The sequence below is a fragment of the Paenibacillus sp. FSL M7-0656 genome (assembly GCF_038003225.1).
GTDB lineage: Bacteria > Bacillota > Bacilli > Paenibacillales > Paenibacillaceae > Paenibacillus > Paenibacillus amylolyticus.
Window position 1 is genome coordinate 3,807,716 of sequence record NZ_JBBOOT010000001.1, and the last position, 24,800, is coordinate 3,832,515.

The window sequence follows — 24,800 nt, forward strand, 5'->3', positions numbered from 1 at the left end:
CTACTAGCTGGCATCACCGTTTTATTTGCGCGTTTCACGCTCACATTTAGAAAAGCAATTACTTCGCTTCAACCACTACCGTTACTTTGGTTTTCACACCTGCAAATGTTACTGTAATCGTTGCTTTACCTTTGCCGTTCGCCTGAATGATTCCATCTTTCACCGATGCTGTTGCAATACGGGAAGATTTCCAGAGAGCCGGTTTGGATACATCAGCTTCACTGCCATCGGCATACGTTGCAGTTGCAGCCACGGTTACCTTTTCACCAGGTTTCATGGTCAACGTTACTTTATCCGTCTGCAAATATTTCAGTGTATCCACATCTAGAGCAATCGTTACAGACTTGCTGCCGTATTTTGCTGTGATTTTGGCTTTACCTGAACCTGTAGCTTTGACTTTACCTTTGGTCACTTGAGCTACTTTGTAGCTGTTCGTTTTCCATTCAGCTTTGTCCGTAACATCACGCTCGCTACCGTCGCTCAAGAAGGCAGTTACCGTCAGATCAGCTGTATCGCCTGATTTCAGGGAAAGAACCGGCTCGGAAGCTTCAATACGTGTGATGACATCCACTTCAACTTGGATCGTCACTTTTTTGGAGCCGTATTCTGCTGTGATGTTGGCTTTACCACTGCTGTTACCTGTGATCACGCCTTTTTTCACATCCGCTACACGTGCATTGCTGGATTTCCAGGTTGCTTCGGATGTTACATCCAACGTGTTGCCGTCCTCATCCGTACCTGTTAGAAGGATCATCTGAGTTTCTTTGGCAGACAGAACAACGAAGTTCACATCTGCTTCCAGTCCACTAGCCATACCTACTTCAACAGGCAGAGTCAGTGTTTTGCCTTCAATCTTCGCGGTAATGGTTACTTTACCTGTAGCAACACCTGTGATAACCCCTTTGCTATCTACCTCAGCGATTTTGTCGCTGCTGCTGCTCCAAGTTGCATCTTCAGATACATCTTTGGATGTTTCACCATACAACGCCAGTACTTTGGCAGAAGTCGTTCCACCAACGGCTACCGATGCTTTTTTCTTGTCCATCTCATACTTGTCTGCTACGTCTACATTCACTGTGAATTTAACCGTTTTACCGCCATAAGCTACAGTGATCGTAGCCGTACCGGATTTGTATGCAATCAGATCGCCGTTTGATACATATACGACATCTGGATTGCTTGAAGTCCATGTTGCTTTGGAAGTTACATTTTCTGTACTGGCATCAATATATTCGGCATTGGCTACCAATGTCTTAGACTTGTTATCACCGGTAACACTCATGGCGAGCTTGTCATTTACATCTTTGATATCCAGATATCTTGCCGTATCTACATCTACAGCAATTTCTACAGTTTTTCCACTATAGGTTGCTTTGATCGTTGTTGAACCTGCGCTAATGGCTGTAATCTGCCCCTTGAATACCGTTGCAACTTTCTCGTTGCTGGATGTCCATGTCGCCTGATCCGTTACATTCACATCGCTGCTGGTTGGATAAGAAGCCGTTAATACGATATTGGCTGTATTCTTGTCCCCATCCAAACGGAAGAAAATACTTTGTTTCTCCACACTCAGCTTGCTGGTCAGATCCACATCCACGTCAACGGATACAGATTTCGTACCGTATTTGGCTGTGATCTTGGCAGAACCTGCCGAGTATCCTGTAATTTCGCCTTTGAGAACATCTGCGACCTTCTCATTGCTGGATGTCCACTCCGCCAGATCGGTTACATCTTTGGTTGTACCATCTGGATACGTAGCCGTCACTTTCACACTTTCACTTTTGTTCAACAGCAAGTTAACTTGCTGTTTATCTACATCTACACGTTTAACCACTTCAACGTTAACATCCACCGTCACGCTTTGGCTGCCAACTTTGGCTGTGATCACAGCTGTACCCGCGCTTTGTCCAGTTACTTTACCATTCACCACGGTAGCAACCTTCTCATCACTGGTAGACCATTCTGCAGTACTTGCTGCTTCATTATTTGTTTCATTGTCACTATACGTTGCTGTCAAAATAATTTCTTTTGTATCTCCCGTGCGTAAATCCAGACTTTGCACGTTTTTCGAAAGGGCTTTGACCTTCTTCGTTACTTTCACTTGAACGGTCTGACTCTGACCCTGGTAAGCTGCGGTAATCGTCGCTTTACCTTCTTTTTTGGCCGTGATTGCACCATTATATACAGTTGCTATCGAAGTATCTTCGCTACTCCAGGTTGTACTAATCGTTACATTAGCCGAGGTATTGTCTGAATATACCCCTGTCACCGTAACAGACCCAGAATCACCAACTTCGAGCGACATCTCATTCTTGGAAACCACAATTTTGGACAGTTCTTTATCTGCCGCAGCGGCCAAGCCTACGTTGGAAATACTCAGCATCAACACCAGCATCATCACCATGTACTTGGTCAATCTTGGCTTTAACATCATTTCCCCCCGATTATCATCATTTTTTTCCTTATGTTTTATGTCGGCAAGTTCTTTCCAGATGTTTAGACTTTCAGGAAATTTTCAGGGAATTCTATGGAAATTAATTTATCTTCTATTCCTGTTTCAACCGATCATACCTGCGAATATTGCGCATACCTATGTATATTGGCAGTCTTGAACTTCTTTTAACAGGATTGGAGGAAACATAATGCATCAGCCTTTTGATTACATCGGGTATTGGGAGGAAACATATCGTTCGGGTGAGACTTCTGGGAGGGGTTCATACGGGGTTTTGGCTGAATTCAAGGCCGAGGTCGTGAACGGACTGATTCAACGTGAAGGGATTCATCGTGTCATTGAGTTTGGATGTGGGGATGGCAACCAGTTGCAATACATGAATTATGAGGACTACCTGGGCGTGGATGTAGCGGCTTCTTCAGTAAAGCGTTGTGCTTCCCAATTTGCCAAGGATTCGTCCAAGAGTTTCATGCTGTATACACCAGGCCTATGGATTAACCGTGGTTTCCTGCAAGCCGATCTGACGGTCTGTCTGGATGTGTTATATCACATCACGGATGAAACAGATTTTCGCAATACCCTCTATGATATTCTGCACTCCTCAACAGCATGGGTGGTGCTTTACACCCGTTTGAAAGAAAACGGCAACCCGGGGATTGATACAATCCAGGACCGTAATCTGTTCGAATATCTCTTCGACTACCCTGATTTCAAAGTTCATGAGATTATTCCGCAGCGCTATCCAGATCAATCTTCTGCCGACTTTGTCATCCTGAGACGTACACCTTCGAAGTGAAAATCGATTTTTTCAGTAAAGCATAGCTAATTCTGCACCCCAACTGGACCCGTAAGAATGAATATTCATAGGCCAGATACTTCTTTTGTCTTCCTTCGATTACGTACACCATCCGCCTGTCCGCTCACCTTGATTTGTCTATTCAAAGCTCAAGCTTAAGTATACTCCTTCTCCAGTAGAGGGAATATCGTTCCTAATCCTGGAGACAGCCTTATGCGGACAGGTGATGATGGTTTGCTACTGATGCTACTGACAATAAATACTGAATATATAACTGGTTATCTAGTTGAATCTAATGAAATAATTCGAAGGCTCATAACACGACAACCTTACTAATCCGTTCTCACTTTCGGTTCTTCCTGCCCGTAGTTCTCAATTCTTCTTTTAAAATAACCCCGCATGTCCACGCAGCTTCGCCAGCGCTTCCATATAGAAATAATCGCCGTATATAATCGGCACATTCAGCCCTCGCCCTTCCGGGTAATGCACCGTTCCCTGCATGATCAGACCTTCTTCCGCTGCCGAGTCGCCAGAGCTATAGTGCTCATGCAACCCGCGGACGATACGTTCTCCCGCGGCAGCATAGGTCTCCCCGCGTGGCGACAGCTTCGCCAGCTCAAGCAACCCGCTCGCGGCAATCGCCGCAGCGGACGAGTCCCACGCCACCTGATGCTCCGCAGGTGCGCGGAAATCCCACACCGGCACGATCTCTTCGCCAAGCATGGCGAGGAAGAAATCGGCCGCACGCTCCGCTGTCTCCAGATATCGGGCTTCGCCCGTATACCGGAAAGACAGCGCAAACCCGTGCAACGCCCAGGCGGTGCCCCGCGCCCAGGCGGAACCTGGAGCATGGCCCTGTCCGCCATGCTCTCGCAGCTTCTGCCCCGTGTGTGGATCAAACTCCACCACGTGGCAGATGGACCCGTCCGCGCGGATGAATTCGCGCGCGACGGTGTCCGCATGTGCTTCCGCCAGCCAGCGGAAGCGAGGATCGCCGCTCTGCTCGGATGCCCAGTAGAGCAGCGGCAGGTTCATCATGCTGTCAATGATGGCTACGCCGCGCGTATCCATTGCTGACGAGCTGAAGTTCCAGGCGCGGATGAACTCACCGCGCACGTGGAACCGGGCAGCGAGCAGGTTGGCGGCAAGCATTCCGCGCCGCCGTCCATCCATGCTACCCGTCTGGCGGTAGTTGGCTACGCCACTAAGCAGCCAGATGAACCCCAGATCGTGATCCACCGATTCGGGATCACGCAGACAACCTTCCAGTTGCCGCTCACAGCTTTCGGCAATGCGATGTAACGGAGCGACCGCTTCACTTTCCGGCGCATCCCCATAGACCAGCCATAACAATCCAGGCCAGAAACCTGCTGTCCACCATTCCGGATCATTCCGGTCATACGTCCCCTGCGGGGCAGTGTGTGGAAATGTATCCTTGATCCGCTTTGCATTCCGAATTGTCTTGGCAGCGCCCTGTTGCCACGCTTCCTCGAGCCATTTTACCGACGTTGATGTGTTCATGAACATAATCCCTCCTCGATTCAATACCAGACATCTATGCTTGATGCTCCAGCTCATCCTCAACTTATCTATAGCGTCATATGCCGTAACTGCAATAGCTATCCGATAAATATCACTAATCATCCACGAATAACACTTTTAACTATGCTTCGAGCTGTTTTGAGATGTTTGAAGATCTAATGATCCTCAACCTGAACACCTTCAGTTAACCTCGCCCAATCGGATCGTAAATGACAACCTACGTGCTCCGCCCAATTCAATCCGTGCTTCCTTCAGCAACCCATTACGGGAGACCACGGCCTGCTCTTCCAGATGAATTATGGCTCCCTGATCCAGCGCTGTGGATTCTACATAGGCCCCCCGATACTCCGTTCGTACGCTATGATCCGTATGGGTAATCACCGCCTGTTCACGGCCATCATGGAACATCAACGGAATGAGTGCCCCTGTTGCCGCGATCTCTCCTTCGAATTCATACGTTATAGTCAGCACATCCGCCTGTTGCACATAATGGGTACGCAATGTTTCAATTCCGGGTAATGGACCGACCCATGTCACGGCAAAAGCATTCTCCAAGGCGTTCACGCCATCTTCTGCCGCTCTTTCCTCCAGATGCTGCTCCACTTGGTTCCGTGTATCAGGGTCCACCTTCTCATACACAATGGAACCACCTCCCTGAGCAGGGTCTAATCCAACATCCCGATCATATGCACCACCGGATGGAATCCCCTCTGCAAGACTGTGCCATACCCCATCTGGTGTCTTCCAGGCAGGACAGTAACTGAGCGGACGAACCGCCCCTTCGGCAAATTCCGTGAACCCGGCCTGCACATGGCTGGCAGCCGACGGACCAATCAGACCAGGTAACCCCGTCTGTTGAATCCGTACCAAACCAGGAATCGTATACGGATCATTCATCGCCGTGTGTAATACCAGTTGCTGACCAGGTATGGAAGCAATCACAGTTTCAAACCACCCATCGGTCTGCAGAACCCTGTTGCCTAACTCGGAAGGAAGGTATACTTCGCTCACATCGTCTCCCGGATCACTGAGACAAGCGTGAGCAAGCGCTGCTGCCGTCCACAGGTTGTAACAGGTGTGGTTGGTATATATCTCGTACCCGTGCCGATCTTCTGGCGCGTATTCATTGCGTACGATTTTCAAACGTCCATCTTCCATCTTCCAGCGCTCAACAGCAGCAAAACACCGATTAGCCGCACGTGCAAAAGCACCCGCCATCACCCGATCTCCCGCCTCCAGAGCCTGCGTTGCATGTGTAGAACATACATAAGCCGCCGCCGCTTCATTCCACTGATGCTGGGAGCTGCGACCACGCGGTGGAATCTCACCTAGCGGCGAGAGCATCAGTAACGAGCTGAAGGCACCATGGCGCAGCTGCTCACGTAACGTATCGGCAGTGGTTCCCTCGTAACCAGCTTCAAGCATCACCCCAAGGTGATAACGGGTGGCAATATCATAGGAAAATGGACAATTTGGACGGTCCAGCGGTCCATCCTGATACAAGCCAAGGGCCGTAAACCGGGGTAGATGATAGGCTTCCAGATATCGATCCATCCACGCAGTACCCTCATTCGCCAGCTGTTCATGCCACCGCAGATATTCGCCAGAGATCATAATGGCGTTCCAGTTAATCATGCGATTGGGATTGTTCATCTTGCTCATCGTAAATACATAATCTTGTTCAGGACTGATTGTCTTGAGTGCCTCAGCCCAGATCTGTGCATGTTCAGGCAGGTGTGATTTCAACAACATATAGGCTCTCATCATGAGCACCGGAAAAAAATCAGGGTGATTGTCTGGTGCGCTACCATTGACCACGGCATCAATGCTCTGTGACAGGGCTATTGCTGCCGATTGGAGCAAATCTGTACGCCCTGCATCAACCAGAACTGCCGCAGCCATCGCATAGGCCGGTGTAGAATAATATCTCTCCACACCCGAGAACGGGTCGATAATTGCACCCTGGCTGTCCTGATATGGTGTGTAAGCGCGAACAACACTTTCAACAAGTGCCAACTTGCGCTCCCTATTCCAGCCGTCTGCCGGAGGGGGACCCGCTTGTTCTGCCAATGTACGGTAATGTTCGAGTTCGTCTTTCCATGGATACGTGGACGCAGATGTATATTCACTCAATCATGCTCACCTCGGTTTCTCCCATTTTCGGATTAATGATGAAGCGTACCTCACATACTGTTTCAAGCGGATTAGGGCGTTCTATCCGAACATCCGTCTCATCAATCACACCTGTCCATGATAGTGACGTTCGATAGAATGTGACGGGGACATTGTCATGATCAACTGTGTTCATAACCTCCGTAAAGACCTGCCACTGGTTCGCATCATACGTCATATGAACCGTTCCATGTACACCTTGCCAGCGAAGGTCACCGCTCTTCACCACCTCAGGTTGTACTCTGCTCATCCATCGCTCCACAACGCTTGAACACCCTGCATCTGGATCATCCACCGAAGAGAATCGTTCTGCCGAAGACACCATCCTGCTCTTCCATTGAAAACGGTCAATGAGACGCAATTCTGCTCTATTCCTGCTACCGCCAGAAGCCATCTTCCAATGAAATTGGCGCGTATAACGAGCCAGTGAAGAAGCTCCAGAGTATGCGGATGTCAGATCCAATGTAGTATCCAGCTCACCGCCACCCTCTGCCAGCTTTGCCTCTAACACATGGGCTTGCGCTTGCCGACCGGAGCATTGCTCCTGGCCTTCAATGAGCGGAACGTTATGCCCGGATGACGAGATGTGGAACAGTTGCTCTCTGCCTGGCGCAAAATACGCTTGGGTATACAACCCTGCTCCTGGATCACACAGAATATTCTCACCACCGCAATGGATAATGAACTGCCCCAGATCATTATGGTTGTGAGGTTCATCGTTATGTCCACCTTTAACGGAAATAGCCACCTGAAGGGGTGCGCCGTTCGCTTGTTTTGTATCCGGAGAATCGAACGATCCTTTTGCAATCATCCATCCCAGATTTTGAAAAATAAATCCTCGTTCAGCCTGCCCAGAGGCACCTTCATCACCGTACACTGGCGGATCGCTCCACATCACGTTCCGCAACAGATGAGCCCAGCGATGACAGGAATCATCAGTAAGCAGTGGGATATGAAGCGGCAAATCCACCTGCAACCCAAATCGGGATGCGAGCAGGGAAAGCAATCCGGAAGGGATCTCTTCCTGCTCGGCACTGTCCGAATAATTTACGAATGTTCCACCTGACAAATGAACTCGCAGCGGGAAGGCTGCGATGGCTGCTATTTTGGTACCCGCTAGCAGATCTAGTTCGCCCTCACTGTACTCACGAAGCATCTCGGCATAATAGGTGAAATAACCAAATCCATATACCCAATATCCAATGCCTTCGGCACAGCCACCATCCTCGCCATATCCGCTCAAGAATGCGTTCATACAGCTGACCGTATGGGAGATCGATTCCTGTAGTGTGGACTCATCCTCAAGCAGCAACAATGCGGCCATGCCACAGCACCCACCACAGACCGCCGACCAGTTGTGATCCGCTGTCTGCCAGTGGAACTTCCGTTGCTCCCGGTAAAGCGGAGTGAAGATTCGCCGTTCTGCTTCAGACCTGATCCGTTCTATGACAAGGCGATCCAGCCGCTCGGCGTGAATGGTCACAATCTCGGCCAGCATATGTACCGTCTCTGCTGCGAACAGATCGATGTTCCCATTCACCTGGTTGACCTCTCCCGTACCCAGATGCGCGGGCAAACACCACGTATACTCACCACACACGTCCCACAACATTTCTTCCAGCGCTTGAAGGGCATCCGGCCTAGCCGTGTCCAAGGCGAGCATCGCCGTAGCAGCAAGTCTGCCCCTTCGATCGAAATAAACCTCTTCATAGGCTTTTCGCTCACCCCTATCGCTGAACTGTCGATATAGACGGAACGACAAGGAAGGCATGGGTTCTTTCAAGGCACGTTCACCGTAAGCCTTCAAGTCTGTGTATAACGTAGCCAATTCAGGCCGGGATAACTTCTCCAAGAGTCTGTCGGCACTTAAGGAACTCAATGCTCTGCTCTCAGTACCACGTTGGTTTATATTTTCATTTTCGACTTCGTGAATGGAATCTTCCACTGGATTCACCACTCTTCGTTAATGGATTGTCATGCCCATATTATAATGTAATCGATTTCATTTTACCGGATATGATAGCATTTTTGAAGAATTATCCATTAGAACCCTTTCCACGACGTTACTTCCTTCTCCTTCCTAACCAAAAAAACGAAGAACCTTCGCCAGGTTCTCCGTTCCATTCTGCCTGTCACCACAGGCTTTTTATGGTTATCTCATATTCTTAACTATCTTATATCCTCATCCTCAATTAATCCTGAATACCTATAATGCTGCTGCCCATATCCTAGCTGTCCGCTGTTGTTATCACACAATCGCAAGCGAAGAATTCTGTACAACAGACAACCATTGGCGTGCAATCAGCTCATGACCTGCTGCGGTTGGGTGTACGCCATCCCACAACCAGTACGCTGCATCCGCCTGTTTCAGAGCGTCATTAAACGTCTGCTGCAATGGTACCCACACAGCTCCAAATTCTTCAGCAAGACCTTGGGCCAGTTTCTGATATTGACCGACATACTCTTCCCAGGCTTCCCATTTCTCCGCAGTCGCTCCGGTTCTCAGAATAAACGGCTCCATCAAAATCAGCCCCGTATCTGGCATCACTTCCCGAGTTTCTTCGAGCAAATGGCGATACGCCCGTCCGAAACGATCCGTTACCCCGCTAGGTTCACCATTCATCGTGCGCCAGGCATCATTAACCCCAATCAGGATGCTGATCAGGTCCGGTTTTAGACTAATGGTATCCTCATTCCAGCGTGCGTACAGGTCCGATGCCCGATCCCCGCTGATGCCTCTGTTATAGAAGGTCTTTTGCTTACCCGCCAGTTCCATACCCAGTTTGCTGGAGATCAGATACGCATACCCGTGTCCGAGAAAATGATTTGGATCATCATTGCGTGATCTTCCCCCATCTGTAATCGAGTCTCCCTGAAACAATATAACGGATGGACTTGTACTCATGATTGAAATCGTTCCTTCCTCTTGTGCAAAATGGAAACACTGTACACCTCAGTCTTCATTTTATCCCTTTCGGCTACAATAGAAAATAGCGTTTTCATCACTGAGGGTCGCCATCTTATGAATCTCCTAGCAATTATCCGATCCAATATCGCAGTATCATCATAGCCACAATACCGACCAATACGGTTCCCAGCAGACTGCGTGTCCAGATAGCTACTGCAATCGTAGGCAGGGATGCCCACAGAGCTGCATTTTGCGTAATCGGCACCAACTGGTTGTCCGACATGAACAGTTCCTGACCAATCAGCGCTGCCATGACCGCTACGGGTACATACTCCAGCCAGCGTAATAACCACATTGGAATCTGTATCTTGCTGAACAGCATCAGTGGCAGTACACGCGGAATAAATGTTAACAACGCTGAGCCCATAATAATCCAGAAAACATCCCATCTTACTTCCATCGTTCCATGAACACTCCCATCGTTGCCGCAATGACCGCAGCCACAATGACACTCATGCTGCCAAGTGAAGCCATGCTGGCGAAGATTACACAGACAACGGCGATAATAGCCACATTAATGTGTATTTTTTTGTTTTTGCGATGCACCAACTGGAGTACAACCAGTCCAATAAACATCGCTGGCAGGGCATAATCCAGACCCAGTCGTTCCGGGTTAGTGATCCAGCGTCCAAAGTACGCTCCCGCCATATTAGCCACGAACCAGTTCAGATATGCGGTAATATTCAGACCGTGCATCCAGCGTTCACTGAGCCTTTCTCTGCCAATTGCACGTGTCATCGCCACGCCGAAAGACTCATCGGTAAGCAATGAACCAATCCACATATTTTTAAGCGGGGTCAGATGCCGAAAATACGGTGATACAGCTGCACTGAGCAGCAAATGGCGAAGATTCACAAAAAATATGGTGAACATGATGGCTACTGCTGATCCATTCGATGCGAGCATGCCTGCTGCAATGAACTGAGCTGATCCTGCATATAAAATCAGGCTGAGCAGTGCCGTTTCCGCCAGACTCAGACCCGCGGTCATTTCAATAACACCCGCCGCAAAGCCAATACTCAAATAACCAAGCAGGGTTGGGATACAATCTTTGACCCCCTGCATGAATGTAGCTTGATCCTGGACCTCTTCCATGTTCTCCTGTCCAGATATCTGTAGTGTACTTTGGTCCAACTGCCTTACAACCCCTCTCCAATTTCAGTCCCCATAAACCGATATATATGGATGTAGATCCATCAAGGTCCACTCTTCATGAAAACAACTTCTTTGTGTATTCAACATGACCAGTTACATGTCTTATGGATTTCACATTTTGCAGAATTCACTTCACATTAATTCAGAAATATACCACAAGATGTGCACTAAGGGAGAGACAGATTACTTTTTATAGAACAGATGTACTCCTAAATACCTACAAAATCGAAAAATATTTTCGCGAAACTCATAAATTATGTTGAATAAACGCGAAATTTGTCATACGATAGCACCAGAAACTTCTGGAAAGGATGGAATGAAATATCTTTTACCAGATGGGCTTGTCCACTAGACATGGGGATGGGTTACACAGAGGGGGAATGTGTATGAAAAAAATTCGTAAACAAGGGGTCAAAAGAACAATGCAGATGAGAGAGAAACTGATTTTGTCATTTGCCATTGTATTGCTCATTCCAACCATTAGTCTGGGCATTATCTCGTTCCAAACAGCTGATGCCAAGGTTGAAGAGAAAATGTATGAGAACGCGATCAGCAGTGTTACTGTGCTCAACCAAACTATTGACCAGATCATTGGTGCAACACGCAAAAATGTTGATTTCCTGGCAAGTCAGCTGGATGCAGGCAATGTCGGACCCAATCAGGGTGACGAAACCGATACCATCCGTACCTTGCTCGACGCGTATAAGGAAACGCATGATGACGTGGAACTTGCCTCCATCGGTACCGATCAGGGCGTGTATATTAACTCCCCTGTAACTGCGGTGAACAAAGAAGGATATGACCCGCGCGAACGCCCGTGGTATCAGGCTGCTACGCAGAACAAAGATGTCCCTACCGTAATCACCCCCTACTTATCAAGCAATACCGGCAATGTTGTTGCTTCGGTAGCTCAGACCTCAGCGGATGGCCACGGTGTCGTCTCTGTCAGCCTGTCGCTTGAAGCCCTCTCGAAGACGGTTAACTCCACCAAGATTGGCGAGAAGGGTTATATCTATATCATTGATAATGCCAATAAAATCATTGTACATCCTACCGAAAAACCGGGGACCGAAGGAACCATGGCACCCTATAAAGATATTTTTGCACAGAAAAACGGAAGTCTGACCTATACACTAAATGGAAACCAGGAACACGCCTTTTTCTCCACCAATGAAACGACGGGCTGGACCGTGGTTGGTGTCATTGACAGTGGGGAAGTGACGGCTTCTGTCCGTCCGATCCTATATACCACACTTATTGTTGTCGCGATTGCAATTGCGGTAAGCTCCATCATTATTTTCTGGATTGTGCAATCAATCACCAAACCTCTGAACCGCTTGGTGAAGGCATCTGACGAAATTAGTAATGGTAATCTGACCATCGAGGTTGCTGTATTGGGACAGGATGAATTCGGCAAGCTGAGCACCAGCTTCAATAAGATGAGCGAATCCTTGCGAACCGTTATTCAGGACGTGCGACATACAGCTGACGAGTTAACCGCCTCATCCACACAATTGGCAGTCAACTCATCGGAGACAACCAAAGCAACAGAGCAAGTCGCCCTAATCACGGAAGAATCCGCAGCTGGACTTGAGAAACAAACAAGCAACCTGAAACATACGGCACTGCAGATGAATGAACTTGCTGGAGGTGTGGGACAGGTAACGAACAGCACACAGCAAGTATCCGAAGCTGCCATGCAAGCAAGTGAGCTCGCGGATAAAGGGAATGCTACCATGCAGACGGCCGTATCCGAGATGAGTTCCGTGAGTCGCTTTGTGCAAGGTATGGCAGATACTGCTGGACGACTTGAACAGCATTCCACATCCATTGGTGAGATGGTATCTGTCATTACAGATATCGCTGCACAGACCAATTTGCTTGCTCTCAATGCTTCTATTGAAGCAGCACGTGCAGGTGAGCATGGACGTGGTTTCTCCGTTGTTGCCAGCGAAGTCCGCAAGCTGGCGGAACAATCGAGCCTGTCCGGCCAGAAGATTGTAGAGATGGTCGGAGCGATTCAACAGGAGATTTCAATGGCCAATCACAATGTACAGATCGGGCAACAGGATGTAAGCAACGGCATTCGTGCCGTTCAGTTTGCAGATGAAGCTTTTGCCCAGATTAGTGAGGCTGTTGGGGTCGTCAATCATCAGCTCGAGAACATTGCAGCCGCCTCACAACAGATGTCTGCAAGTACAGCCGAAGTGGTGCAATCCATTGATCAGATCCACGCCATATCGGAAACCAATGCCGATGGAACGGAGAACATCTCTGCTGCTACGGAGGAGCAAGTGGCTTCCATGCAGGAGATATCATCCTCTGCTGATTCCCTTGCCCATCTGGCTCACAAGCTGCAGAAGCTGGTGGAACAATTCAAGCTGTAGTCGTTGAACTAAAGATTAGTTACACTGACACTACGATGACAGAACAACCTTCCAATCGCTGTTATCCCCAGATTTTTCGATTCCCTTTTCCATAGGGGAAAATCCGGGGATAAAGGCGCACGCTTCGCTTTTTCAGGTTTTTTCTATCCTCTCCGTTATCGTGTAAAAGACTGGTTCAACTTATATAACAAGTAGTCTCTACACACCAAAAGCCCCTTTGCCATCATATTGGCAAAGGGGCTTTTGGGTTAATTTGAGTTATAAGGAACGGGCATTTCAGAAAGGAAATGCCTCTCCTATTCAGCAGATTGCTTTTTATCTCCGTGGTAACCTTGATCTCCGTAGGGCTCTAACTGTTCAAACCAGCGATTCAGACATTTGGCGAGTGCATCTTTGGAATCGTAATACGGGTTATCGTCTTGTTTCAATGTCTCCAGCACCTCGATCACAAACGCATTCTCTCCATATTCATTCCATTCAGCCTGCAATCTTCGATTCAGATGGCTACCCATCTGTAACATAAACCGTTGTCCGTTAATGGTTTTCAGGTTAAGTGTGCTGTCGATATAAACTTTGCCGTTACGTTCATTCCGAATCTGGTAGACGCCCGCTTCCGTTTTGACTTCTTTGGCCTGTTCCTGTAATTCTTTGCGACGATCCATCTTCTCCTGCTCCCCCTTTGCTTTGCGCTCCGGTTTTCCAACTTCGGCGCTCTGTTGATCTGCGTGGCTTCCCAGCCAATACTGACTGCCGTCTGGCTCACGTTCCAGCAAACCATAGTCTACGAGATACCTCCGTATTTCCACGTAATCATCATGAACTTCCTTCAGTAGCTCATTGACCTGTTTCTCGGAATATTTGCGCTCTGTCTCGAATCGTTTGGCAATTTCGGTGAGCACAATATATTTATGCTTTTGCTGCATATGAAACGTCGTCAGCCGACCGCCAGTACCCTCTGGAAAATACTTGTTTAGCACCTTTTCCCGATCCTGTTCTGTGATATCAAATGAGTTCGGATGGATCGTATGTTCATGTCTTGTCACCGGCGATACCCATTCGGCTGGAGCCTGTGTATCCTTACTTTTGAGAAGTTCCATTAATGCCAGGAATATTTTGGCCTGCCGTTCCTTCTCCTTCAATACAAACCGATGATTCCGGATCGTGGAAGCACTCCCGATACCAAGGGTCTTCTGTACTTCAGCATCCTTCTTGCCTTCATAGAATTGTGACAACAAGCCCCGCTGGACATCAGACAATCCGGTTACGCTTTTATCCAGCTCCAGCAAATATTCAAATACCGATCCATGAACCTTCTCAATGTGCACTCGCATATAACGGGCTGCCTCATAGAGCACTCCATCTTCAGGATAGATAATCCCCGATTCCGTCCTGTATCCGCAGCAGACACATATATAGGCGGGACCCTCCTCCATGTAACCACGCTTGATCTCTTCCAATGAAGCTGTTTGCAACCAGGATTCCGATGATTTCATGTAAAAGCTCCTTTTTATCATTGTTATAGTCATTACAATCGTATATCAATCAAATATTTTATAATTATGTTTGTTTATTTATAGATATAATATATTTTTGTTTGTTATATGTCAATATAACGGAAAAGAATGCTGTGTTTAAAGACATAACGGATGCCCCTTGTTCAACAGAAAAAAGACCGCAGGGTCGCAACCCTGCAGTCTCATCGCAGAAAGGGCATTTCAGCACCTTCCATAAGCATTTATCCTCAATCATTATCATTTCAATCTCTGTTACAACTTAAACCGTTCAATCATGCTTTGCAGATCTTCAGCCATACGTGACAATGCTGCCGAAGAAGCTGCAACCTCTTCCATTGTAGCCAACTGCTCTTGAGCCGCCGCTGATCCATCTTCCGTTCCAGAGGCAATTCTGTCCGACAGAACCATTGTATCACTTACTGCCTTGTTGATATGACTCATGCCCCCATCAATTTGACGGGAAGCCGTGGATACTTCTCCAGCTTGTGCAGCCACCAACTGTACCGCAGTACGAATGTTATTGAATGCTTCGCCTGCTTCTGTAACCATCTGCGAACTCTTCACCATACCTTCTCCCGTACGGGCAAAAGTGGATTGCACCGCATTGGTTTTCTCCTGCATCTCATGCATAAGCTCATTAATCCGCTCGGCTGAAGCGCCTGAACTGTGAGCCAGTGTCTTCACTTCGTTGGCTACAACCGCGAATCCGCGCCCTTGCTCGCCAGCTCTTGAAGCTTCAATGGATGCATTCAATGCAAGAATGTTCGTCTGCTTGGCAATGGCCGTAATCTCGGCCACAATCACAAGAATCTCTTCATTTTTCGCGCGCAGATCCTCAATGACCACAGACATGGCTTTGCTCTCATCATTCACCTGCTGAATATGGGTAACCGCTTCTTCTACTGTAACCATACCTGCTTCCGACTTAGTGGATGCATCCAGAGCGATACGAGCGGTATCTTCAGCACTTGATGAGATCTCTTTGACTCCAATGGACATTTCGCCCACGAGTTGACCTGTAGCAGCAAGACTATTGTTCTGCAAAGTCGTTCCCGCAGCTGCATCCTGCATCAGTTCAGCCACCTGTTCTGTGGCTTTGGATGTCTGCTCGGAACTCGCCATCAGTTCTTCAGAAGATGCTGCCAACTGGCTGGACGTATCATGCACCTCTCCAAGCACACTACGTAGTGAAGTCGTCATCGTGTCGAAGCTTTCCCCGAGCTGTCCGAACTCATCCCGGCGCTGTAAACCTACCCTTACGGTGAGGTCCCCGGCGCTTACTTTGGATGCTGCCTGCGTTAATTGTAGCAATGGCCGGTGAATGCTGCGGATAATGAATATAAGCAGAATCAACCCGATAACCAATGCAGATGCCACAATTGTAATTGCACGGATCAAAATAGGCATTACCGCTTCACTTGCTTCGGAAGGAACCATCTCGCCAACAATTTTCCAACCTGTCACCGGATTGGTGAAATACACAGCTTCCACTTCGTGACCATCATATGTATACTTCACCGTTCCACTTTCCTTCGTATACATCTCATTAATGTAGCTTTCATCCGACTGTGTACCGGATTCAATATTGTAGTGGAACAGGAATTTACCCCCGTTATCCAGCATGTACAGTTTGCCTTCTTTACCAATACGTATCTGATCAACGGATTCTTTCAGATGATTGAGACTAACATTGGCCCCGAATACGCCTTTGCCATCAGCCAGCTTGGCAGCTGCCGTTACAACCCATTCACCTGTCGTGACTGACTGGAACGTATCCGAGATTACAGGTTCGTCCTGGGACATGCCCATCGTATACCATGAACGTTCACGTGGATCATAGATCTGTTCCCCGGGATCAGGAGATTTCATCCAGCTGCCATCTTCCGCACCTGCGGTGAGTACACCCAGTTCCTTATGATTCTGAGACATCCGATCCATCTGCCTTTGCAGTGCAGGGGATTTATTAATAATATCGTTTGAAGTAATACCCGCAGCCATCTGCGCTGCGTTATCCTTCTCCATATCCAGCATTTGATTTATCTGCAGACTAAGCATTTCTGTTTTGGCTTGTGCGGAACGAATAATTTCCATTTTAACCTGGTCAGCAGCTTTTTGATAAGACAACCAACCAACAGTAATGCTCGGTACAATCAGGAACAGGAGCAATGCAGCGATCAGGCGTTTTTTTACGGTTAAAGTAAACCAATTTCGAATCCTTTTCTTCATATAACTATCCCCCATCATAATCTTCACCCATCCTTTTATCGGACAATCGCTGTAAAAATATTATGTATAGATACTAAATTAGAATAAATTTAATCTTTTCGATCAGTTTAGATGGATTCACCTAATCCTTCTATTCGTTTTGACCCCCTTAGCGAGATCGTTTACAATGCTCATAAGCTGGTTATTCATGAAACGATTGGAAGGAGAGGATTCAAATCTTACGCAAGGCAAATGAAAGGCAACATGTTTCCACTGTATATTCATCCATGTTCCGCATTCTGTTAGCGCTCATCCTGTGTGCAGGCCCGATTCTGGGACAAGCTGGTATTACGGCATCCGTAGCGCAGGCGACGCAAGCAGTTCACATTGAAGTGAATGGTGAGCAACAATCCTGGAAGAACGCACCACTTATCATCAAAGGTTCAACGTTTGTTCCACTGCGGGATGTGGTCACATCGGTTAAAGGCACGTTGAAATGGGATAATCGCACCAAGACGGCTACCATTACCGTTGGCAGAGACAAGCTGATCCATCAGGCTGGCAGCAATTCCATTAAAGTAAACAAGGTCGATCTAGCTACAGGTGTGAATTCACGTACCGTTAACGGTACGTTGATGGTACCTGTCCGGGCCATGGCTAATGCAATCAAAGCAGACATCAAGGTCCAACGTACAGCCACGGGGCAGATGAGTGTAAGTATGGTCACTGATCAAGTCAGCCTGCTGAACAGCGAGGTTGCCAGCGTTGATACGTATCTGCGCGAGATCAACTATCCAGGTATGGCTCTGATCGCCCGCGATGGTGAAGTACTTCTAAAGCAAGGCTACGGACTTGCCGATGAACAGACGCTGAACCGCCCGGATCAGAAGACTCGAATCGCATCGCTGAGCAAATCCTTCACGGCCGCGTCCATTCTGAGTCTGGTTGAGGATGGTAAGATTAATGTGCAAGATCCAATCTCCAAGTATATCTCCGGTATACCAAAGGGAGATCAGATCACGCTGCATATGCTGTTATCCCAGACTTCAGGTCTGCCATCTGCATTTGGTCGGGGTGAAGGAACTTCTATGGAAGAGACTGTAGAGGAGATTCGCCACAAAACGCTGAAGTTTGAACCAGGAAGTGCCTATCTGTACAGCAACAGCGGGTATGTTTTACTTGCATACGTCGTTGAACAGGTCTCTGGCATGAGTTATGCCGACTACGTGCAACAAACGATACTGAAACCACTTGGTATGAAAAATTCGGGAGAGGCCTCCCGTAAAGTGCACACGATTAGTGGTTTTGTTCAAGAAGATAACGCATGGGTAACTGCGCCTTACTATGTGTCTCAATCCGGATCAGGAACCATCTATTCCACGGTGGACGATATGCTGAAATGGGATCGTGCGCTGTATACGGACAAGATTCTAAGCCAGGATACGATTGAACAGATGTATGAGCCTTATTCTGATAAAAACTATGGCTACGCCTGGATTCTCAAAGAGAATGGCGCAAACCGTACCGTCTTCCACAACGGTAGTGGTGGCGGGTTTGCCACAGCCTTTTCACGTAATCTGTCCGATGATATCACGATTATCCTGCTTGGCAACCACGCAGGTATGGACATGACTTCACTTTTGGATGAAGTTGAGGCACAGACAGCCAAAGCCCTGCAATTGCAATAATCTATAATTAATAGCTTATAATGAGCAAAGAGACGGTCCTTTAAAGGATCGTCTCTTTGTGTTGTATATGTTCTCATTTTAACGACTCACACTTCCGTTTCGCTCAACCCACAATCCATCTCTTCTCCATCCTGCAAAAGGTAGTTTTACTCATATTCTTATTAATGCCTAGGAGACATCCGCTCTTCATCATCTGTTTGCTTTAATGTTACAGGAAGTTTCCCCGCAAAAGGAATGCGCCCCATCAGCGCCTGAGCGACGCTATCCATGGCAAGTGGCCGGCTCTCGTAAGCCGCTACATAGACCTGGGCATCCGAAAGCGCCAGCAGATCATAGGGGCTTCGCAATGCCACAACAGCCAGTGGTTTACCCAATTGCTGTATCCAACCAATCAGCCTGCACTGTGGATCGCCGGAGGGACTTCCCGCATTGTAGGTTCCCACCACAATCTGCCGAATGTCATCTGCTTCCGCTGCCTGAAGCAGACGGGCGGAACGAATGGCAACTTCCTCGGGCGTGACCGTCAGATCGACAACATCCAGACCATACATGGATAAGGCTGAGCCCAAGGTGAACGTCTGAGTCAACTGTTCGTCGGCAATTGTCGTCACGGACGTGGCAACCGTTATGACCAGCGTGCGTTCCGGCTTCAAGGGCAACATATTCAGCTGATCGCGCACCAGTGTGATACTGTTCTCGCTAATACGGCGAGCAACCTCTTGGTGTAAAGAATTGTTGCGCTCCGACCAACTGGATAGAGCAGGAGCGTTTGATGCCTTTGGCAATGATGCATTCGATACTACGCCATACACTTCCTCATCACCTGCACCACCCGTTTCACTCTCTAACAAACCACGTTTCGCCTTGTACATCAGCAAGCGATTCACCGACTCATCAATACGTCTCTCGCTAATCCGCCCGCTCCTCACAGCTGCTAACAAAGCATCAAATGCCTCTGCCTGAAGCTTAGCCGTATGGCTAATTAACACCAGATCTGCCCCGGCCTCTACCGCCATTACGGCTGCATCGACAGTGCCATAGTTCACGGCAATGGCATCCATCTCCATGCAATCTGTCACGATCATGCCCTGATAACCCAGTTCCTGGCGAAGCAGACCGCTTAATACGGTTTGCGATAGCGTTACGGGCAGACGCTCTGGCTCCAGTGCAGGGAAATAAATATGCGCCGACATCATGGCATCGACACCTTCGGCGATAGCGGCTCGGAATGGAATCAACTCCAGGCACTCTACCCGTTCCCGATCATGAGTGATGATTGGGAGGTCCAGATGGGAATCGGTATCCGTATCCCCATGCCCCGGGAAGTGCTTGGCTGTCGCTGCAATTCCAGCGTCCTGTATTCCCGCAATGGTTCTGGCTCCATATTCTGCAACGGATTGTGGAGATTCGCCGAATGATCGTACACCGATGACCGGATTGGCCGCGTTATTGTTTACATCCAATACCGGAGCAAAGTTCATGTTAATGCCCATGGACTTCAGCTCCAACCCACTGATATATGCAGCCTGATATGCATCGTCAATGGAACCGGCAGCGGCAATGGCCATTGGTCCAGGCATCAAGGCGATTCCTTCGGTAATTCGTGCAACCATGCCGCCCTCCTGATCAATGGATATCCAGAGCGGCACATTACCGCTGCTTTTGGCAATCTGTTGTAACCCTGACGATAACCGCTCTACCTGCTCTGGCGACTCAACGTTGCGAGCAAAGTAGATTACGCCACCGATTGGATACTTTCGTAGAAAGGGTTCCACATCGCCAGCAGCTTCGGTGCCATGAAAGCCACAAAGCAGCATTTGCCCGATTTTCTCACGCAAGGTCATCTGTTTCAGCTTCGACTGGTATAACTCTTTTGGCCCACTCATTTCATGCCTCCCTCCGCTAACAAACATCCGTTCATTGATATAACAAAAACGGCTTTCGCCGCTCCTTCCATTCCGCTGCCTGTACATTCCACGCGTCCATTAAACGAATGAATTCCGCGCGGTCATGAATCGTTTCCCTGACTTCCTTCCCCCCTGCCAGCAGGTCGATAAAGTACCTTGAACCCGGCTCTGGTGGCTCCAGCCAGCAGAATTGCTCCGGATAGAGCGACACTAGTTCATGCAAAAGCACTAACCCTGTCTCTACCGCCCGAAATTTCCTGCTGTCCGTTACAAAAATCCTTACGCCACCACACAGCTCACCTTTGTGTTTGGAGAATGTTGGGGACATGTACACTGGATGCACATGTACACCTTCCAGCTTGTATTCCCGAAATCGTTCCGCCAAACGTTCACCATCAACCCAGGGTGCCCCAATCCACTCGAATGGGCGGGTCGTGCCCCTGCCCTCCGATACATTAGTGCCTTCGAACAGGCACGTACCCGCATATACCCGCACACTGTCCAGCGTGGGCATATTGGGAGAGGGTAACATCCAGGGAAGCCCACAATCCGCAAACTCCATGGAGCGCTGCCATCCTTCCATGGCAACCACGTCCAATTCGCAAGGTACATCCATCTCGCTGTTGACCATCAGGGCGAGTTCACCTATCGTCAATCCGGTACGTACAGGTACACGCCAAGCGCCAACGAGTGATTCATACCCCGCGTTCAGCACACCGCCTTCCACAACGTTTCCACCCAGCGGATTGGGACGGTCCAGAATCAGCATACGTTTGCCTGCTCCAGCACAGGCATCCATCATATGGAACAAGGTTGAGGCATACGTGTAATAACGGATGCCCACATCCTGAATGTCGAACAGCACCGTATCCACTCCAGCCAGCATTGCAGGCGTAGGTTTCTTGTAATCTCCATACAGGCTGAACACCGGAATGTCCAGACGTGGATGAAGCATGTCTCCGAATCTGACACCCGCCTGAAGCTCTCCATACAGTCCGTGCTCACAGGCATAGAGCGCTGTAAGCTCGGTATTAGCCAGTCCGGCGCACACATCTATTGTCGATACAAAATCCGCTGTAATACCAGTCGGGTTTGTAATTAGACCGATTCGGTTACCTGTTATCCATGGATGCGATAACCCTCTGGACAGAAGATCAACTCCCGTTTTTACAGCCGGGATCTGCTCGGTCCCATTCAACTGACCCATCACACATTCCCCTGGCTGACCCAGCCTGTATGCTGGTGATCATTACCGCCTGTTACGACAGGCTCTTCTTCAGGCTCCAGCACATTAAGAGCAACCTTATGCTGATAGATGGCAAACATTCCTCCAAACAACGCTCCGAAACCAACGACAGTCAGCATCAGCAGAGCCGTCAGGCACATGGCCTGAAAACAAGCGCCCATCGTGTACCCCGGATGACGGAAGAACAGCTTTACACTTTCCCCCATCGCCTGAACGATGCCCATGTTTTTTTGTAAAACAAGCTGCCAGGTATAGAACTGTGACATCAGCGCCATGAGAACAAAGAACGTCTGGAATACACCCACTGCTGTACCTGTAATTCCACCCTGTCCACCGTAATACCACCAAGTTGACCATAGAATGAAGCCAAGCACCGCGAAAAGCACACCCACCGATCCTCCCGGGATTATTCCCTTCAATGTTCCGACCCAGATATCCTTAAGTCCATTACGCCGTTCCTTACGTTCCAATCTGTGATGTACGGCATAACAAACACCGAACAGGATGGGCATATACATCAAAGCCAGAAGCAGTATAGCGATCGGCAACGGAGCAAACATCAGAATGGGAACCAATACGATGGAACTAACGACACTGTACAAGGCCACCGAAATAATATCCCGATAGATTTCCGCACCCGACTTGATCAATACTTCACTCAGTTTACGCATTTTTATTCTCCCCTTTCTCACCGTTCCTTCTTCACCAGGCATCGTCTCTTACTCCCGTCCAATCGCAAGCTCCGTCTCTGGATCAAAAAAGTGCGCCTTACGTAGGTCCAGCACAAAATTTTTGTCCATACCTACATAAGCATGTGTTTCCGGGTGGACCTTGGCCGTAACAGTACGGGTACCGGAATGGAAATACACCAAATTCTCGGAGCCCAGATGTTCTACAACCTGAACTCGTGCCTGCAGCATATGGTCTGTTGGGATATTCGGAGCGACATCATCACCAAAAATATGCTCTGGACGCAGACCCATAATCACCGGCTTGCCTTGATGACTCTGAAGACGAGCGAGTACATCTTCTGGCAAGGTGAATGATGCACCGTCCACGACAACCTGCGTGCCTTCAATCCGGGCATCAATGAAGTTCATCGCCGGAGAACCGATAAATCCGGCAACAAACATATTCCGCGGACTCGCATACAGTTCTTTTGGTGAAGCCACCTGCTGAATGTCTCCATGATTCATGACCACGATGCGTTCCCCAAGTGTCATGGCTTCTACCTGATCATGCGTCACGTACACAATCGTGGCACCGAGACGTTTATGCAGCTCACCCAACTCCACCCGCATCTGTACCCGCAACTTGGCATCCAGATTGGACAGTGGTTCATCGAATAAAAACACCTGCGGATCACGGACGATCGCCCGTCCCACCGCAACACGCTGGCGCTGACCACCAGACAGCTCGCGTGGTTTGCGCTCCAGCATCGCTTCCAGTCCCAGAATGGAGGCCGCATTCTGCACCTGTTCATCAATGTAGGACTTTGGCTTTTTCAGGTTTTTCAGTCCAAAGGAAAGATTCTCACGGATGGTCATATGCGGATAGAGTGCATAATCCTGAAACACCATCGCGATATCCCGATCCTTCGGATGCAGATCGTTAACAAGCCGGTCACCGATCACAATATCACCGCTTGTTTGCTTTTCAAGTCCGGCAATCATCCGCAGTGACGTTGTCTTGCCACAGCCCGAAGGACCCACAAACACTACGAATTCCTTATCTTCTATAACAAAGTCCGAGCCGGCCACAGCCGTGAACGTTCCTTTATGATCGTCTTTGAATTCTTTGCGCACTTGGCGAAACTCCACGCGTGCCATAGGTAGATCCCCCTTTACGTTGTCGCTTGTCCTGAACTAACAGTTAACCTTTAACTGCACCGATCGTAATGCCTTGTAGGAAATAACGTTGCAGTGAGAAAAACAGAATGATCATGGGCAGCGCACCTATTGTAGCCCCAGCCATCATTGCGCCGAAGTCCGTTGATTCGGCAAATACAAACGAGGCCAGCCCCACCTGAATGGTACGCATCTCGTTGGAATTGGTAATGAGGAACGGCCAGAAGAATTCGTTCCACGAAGCTACAAACGTGAATATCGCCAGCACCGCGATTCCCGGCTTTGCCATCGGCAGAATGACTTTCCAGAAGATACCGAATTCACTACATGCATCGATACGTGCCGCATGTATCAGCGATGTGGGCAGCGTAGACATGAACTGTTTCATCAAGAAAATGTTGCCCACACTAACGGCAGCAGGCAGAATAATGGCCGTATACGTGTCCCCTAGGTCAAACACGTTGACCATCAGAATGTACAAAGGAATCAGCGTCACCTGCGCCGGGATCATCATTGTCCCAAGCAAAGTCCAGAATACCGCCTGACTACCCGGAAACTTCAGTTTGGCAAACGCATATCCCGCCAGGGAGGCAAAGAATACATTCGTTACGGTCAGAATAATCGAGATGAGCAGCGAATTGTATAACCAGCGCCAGGCATCGGTTTTGGCAAAAAAGCGCTCATATGGTGATAACGATAACTGCTCCGGAATCATCTGTGGTTTAAACGAAGCCGACATCGCACTATCCTGCACCGAACCAACGAGCATCCAATACATCGGAATGACCGTCACCAGCGCCCAGACCACCAGCAGAATGGATGCAACAACGAGCAGTATCTTTTTCTGTGTTGATTTCATGGATTTCATTCACCCCCGGATGCTTAATGCAACGTGCTCTAATAGTCCGTGTTTTGAACTAC

Annotated in this window: 17 protein-coding genes; 3 read left to right on the forward strand and 14 right to left on the reverse strand. The window is 48.6% G+C overall.

Features of this window, described 5'->3' with window-relative positions:
• Positions 1 to 58: 58 nt before the first annotated feature.
• On the reverse strand, positions 59 to 2,431 hold the full coding sequence (locus MHI01_RS16795; RefSeq protein ID WP_253505117.1) for an Ig-like domain-containing protein: 2,373 nt from the start codon (positions 2,429 to 2,431) through the stop codon (positions 59 to 61).
• A gap of 211 nt (positions 2,432 to 2,642) precedes the next feature.
• On the opposite strand from MHI01_RS16795, the gene MHI01_RS16800 reads away from it, so the two are divergent.
• Positions 2,643 to 3,248, forward strand: a complete 606-nt coding sequence (locus MHI01_RS16800) for a methyltransferase domain-containing protein (RefSeq protein WP_036616541.1) — start codon at positions 2,643 to 2,645, stop codon at positions 3,246 to 3,248.
• Positions 3,249 to 3,632: 384 nt separating this feature from the next.
• On the opposite strand, the gene MHI01_RS16805 is transcribed toward MHI01_RS16800, so the two are convergent.
• From MHI01_RS16805 to MHI01_RS16830, 6 genes are all read right to left on the reverse strand, one after another.
• Complete coding sequence (locus tag MHI01_RS16805; RefSeq protein WP_340983676.1) at positions 3,633 to 4,769, reverse strand: glycoside hydrolase family 88 protein; 1,137 nt, start codon at positions 4,767 to 4,769, stop codon at positions 3,633 to 3,635.
• 201 nt (positions 4,770 to 4,970) lie between these two features.
• Positions 4,971 to 6,923, reverse strand: a complete 1,953-nt coding sequence (locus tag MHI01_RS16810; RefSeq protein ID WP_340983677.1) for a glycosyl hydrolase — start codon at positions 6,921 to 6,923, stop codon at positions 4,971 to 4,973.
• Entirely contained in the window at positions 6,916 to 8,907 is a 1,992-nt protein-coding gene (locus MHI01_RS16815; protein ID WP_340983679.1) for a heparinase II/III domain-containing protein, read from the reverse strand. Before MHI01_RS16815 ends, MHI01_RS16810 begins: the two co-directional genes overlap by 8 nt.
• A 303-nt stretch (positions 8,908 to 9,210) precedes the next feature.
• Positions 9,211 to 9,867, reverse strand: coding sequence for an SGNH/GDSL hydrolase family protein (locus MHI01_RS16820; RefSeq protein ID WP_047840427.1), 657 nt, complete (start codon positions 9,865 to 9,867; stop codon positions 9,211 to 9,213).
• A gap of 133 nt (positions 9,868 to 10,000) precedes the next feature.
• On the reverse strand, positions 10,001 to 10,330 hold the full coding sequence (locus MHI01_RS16825; protein ID WP_076319591.1) for an AzlD domain-containing protein: 330 nt from the start codon (positions 10,328 to 10,330) through the stop codon (positions 10,001 to 10,003).
• Positions 10,321 to 11,025, reverse strand: coding sequence for an AzlC family ABC transporter permease (locus MHI01_RS16830; protein WP_036616527.1), 705 nt, complete (start codon positions 11,023 to 11,025; stop codon positions 10,321 to 10,323). The genes MHI01_RS16825 and MHI01_RS16830 overlap by 10 nt, the downstream gene beginning before the upstream one ends.
• A gap of 446 nt (positions 11,026 to 11,471) precedes the next feature.
• Here MHI01_RS16830 and MHI01_RS16835 point away from each other — a divergent pair, with 446 nt between their 5' ends.
• Positions 11,472 to 13,472 carry a methyl-accepting chemotaxis protein gene (locus MHI01_RS16835; RefSeq protein ID WP_076329889.1) on the forward strand — a complete coding sequence of 667 codons (2,001 nt, stop codon included), beginning with the start codon at positions 11,472 to 11,474 and terminating at the stop codon, positions 13,470 to 13,472.
• A 296-nt stretch (positions 13,473 to 13,768) separates the two neighbouring features.
• Here MHI01_RS16835 and MHI01_RS16840 read toward each other — a convergent pair whose 3' ends face one another.
• Together MHI01_RS16840 and MHI01_RS16845 are read right to left on the reverse strand one after the other, a co-directional pair.
• Positions 13,769 to 14,965, reverse strand: coding sequence for a DUF2087 domain-containing protein (locus MHI01_RS16840; RefSeq protein ID WP_340983680.1), 1,197 nt, complete (start codon positions 14,963 to 14,965; stop codon positions 13,769 to 13,771).
• Between the two features lie 273 nt (positions 14,966 to 15,238).
• Complete coding sequence (locus MHI01_RS16845; RefSeq protein WP_315372643.1) at positions 15,239 to 17,212, reverse strand: methyl-accepting chemotaxis protein; 1,974 nt, start codon at positions 17,210 to 17,212, stop codon at positions 15,239 to 15,241.
• Positions 17,213 to 17,478: 266 nt separating this feature from the next.
• On the opposite strand from MHI01_RS16845, the gene MHI01_RS16850 reads away from it, so the two are divergent.
• The gene (locus MHI01_RS16850) at positions 17,479 to 18,879 is read left to right on the forward strand and encodes a serine hydrolase (RefSeq protein WP_047840432.1); all 1,401 of its coding nucleotides are present in this window, start codon (positions 17,479 to 17,481) and stop codon (positions 18,877 to 18,879) included.
• Between the two features lie 161 nt (positions 18,880 to 19,040).
• Here the strand turns inward: MHI01_RS16850 and nagZ are convergent, their stop codons facing one another.
• From nagZ to MHI01_RS16875, 5 genes are read right to left on the reverse strand one after another with little or no spacing between them, the layout of a single operon-like run.
• Positions 19,041 to 20,765 carry a beta-N-acetylhexosaminidase gene (gene nagZ / locus MHI01_RS16855; protein ID WP_340983681.1) on the reverse strand — a complete coding sequence of 575 codons (1,725 nt, stop codon included), beginning with the start codon at positions 20,763 to 20,765 and terminating at the stop codon, positions 19,041 to 19,043.
• Between the two features lie 31 nt (positions 20,766 to 20,796).
• The gene (locus MHI01_RS16860) at positions 20,797 to 21,993 is read right to left on the reverse strand and encodes a DUF1343 domain-containing protein (RefSeq protein WP_340983682.1); all 1,197 of its coding nucleotides are present in this window, start codon (positions 21,991 to 21,993) and stop codon (positions 20,797 to 20,799) included.
• Positions 21,993 to 22,745 carry a hypothetical protein gene (locus tag MHI01_RS16865; RefSeq protein ID WP_340983683.1) on the reverse strand — a complete coding sequence of 251 codons (753 nt, stop codon included), beginning with the start codon at positions 22,743 to 22,745 and terminating at the stop codon, positions 21,993 to 21,995. The genes MHI01_RS16860 and MHI01_RS16865 overlap by 1 nt, the downstream gene beginning before the upstream one ends.
• Before the next feature lie 6 nt (positions 22,746 to 22,751).
• A complete protein-coding gene (locus MHI01_RS16870; RefSeq protein WP_340901652.1) occupies positions 22,752 to 23,861 on the reverse strand; it encodes an ABC transporter ATP-binding protein in 1,110 nt (369 codons plus the stop codon).
• A gap of 43 nt (positions 23,862 to 23,904) precedes the next feature.
• Positions 23,905 to 24,738: a carbohydrate ABC transporter permease gene (locus tag MHI01_RS16875; protein WP_017691096.1), complete on the reverse strand. Its 834-nt coding sequence runs from the start codon at positions 24,736 to 24,738 to the stop codon at positions 23,905 to 23,907.
• Between the last annotated feature and the right edge of the window lie 62 nt (positions 24,739 to 24,800).

Bases quoted from the DNA above. Each gene is read 5' to 3' on its own strand.
- MHI01_RS16860 (WP_340983682.1), bottom strand. From the start codon at position 21,993: ATGGGTCAGTTGAATGGGACCGAGCAGATCCCGGCTGTAAAAACGGGA.
- MHI01_RS16865 (WP_340983683.1), bottom strand. From the start codon at position 22,745: ATGCCTGGTGAAGAAGGAACGGTGAGAAAGGGGAGAATAAAAATGCGT.
- MHI01_RS16800 (WP_036616541.1), top strand. From the start codon at position 2,643: ATGCATCAGCCTTTTGATTACATCGGGTATTGGGAGGAAACATATCGT.
- MHI01_RS16840 (WP_340983680.1), bottom strand. From the start codon at position 14,965: ATGAAATCATCGGAATCCTGGTTGCAAACAGCTTCATTGGAAGAGATC.
- MHI01_RS16825 (WP_076319591.1), bottom strand. From the start codon at position 10,330: ATGGAAGTAAGATGGGATGTTTTCTGGATTATTATGGGCTCAGCGTTG.
- MHI01_RS16875 (WP_017691096.1), bottom strand. From the start codon at position 24,738: ATGAAATCAACACAGAAAAAGATACTGCTCGTTGTTGCATCCATTCTG.
- MHI01_RS16830 (WP_036616527.1), bottom strand. From the start codon at position 11,025: ATGGAAGAGGTCCAGGATCAAGCTACATTCATGCAGGGGGTCAAAGAT.
- MHI01_RS16845 (WP_315372643.1), bottom strand. From the start codon at position 17,212: ATGAAGAAAAGGATTCGAAATTGGTTTACTTTAACCGTAAAAAAACGC.
- MHI01_RS16870 (WP_340901652.1), bottom strand. From the start codon at position 23,861: ATGGCACGCGTGGAGTTTCGCCAAGTGCGCAAAGAATTCAAAGACGAT.
- MHI01_RS16835 (WP_076329889.1), top strand. From the start codon at position 11,472: ATGAAAAAAATTCGTAAACAAGGGGTCAAAAGAACAATGCAGATGAGA.
- MHI01_RS16795 (WP_253505117.1), bottom strand. From the start codon at position 2,431: ATGTTAAAGCCAAGATTGACCAAGTACATGGTGATGATGCTGGTGTTG.
- nagZ (WP_340983681.1), bottom strand. From the start codon at position 20,765: ATGAGTGGGCCAAAAGAGTTATACCAGTCGAAGCTGAAACAGATGACC.
- MHI01_RS16820 (WP_047840427.1), bottom strand. From the start codon at position 9,867: ATGAGTACAAGTCCATCCGTTATATTGTTTCAGGGAGACTCGATTACA.
- MHI01_RS16850 (WP_047840432.1), top strand. From the start codon at position 17,479: ATGTTCCGCATTCTGTTAGCGCTCATCCTGTGTGCAGGCCCGATTCTG.
- MHI01_RS16805 (WP_340983676.1), bottom strand. From the start codon at position 4,769: ATGAACACATCAACGTCGGTAAAATGGCTCGAGGAAGCGTGGCAACAG.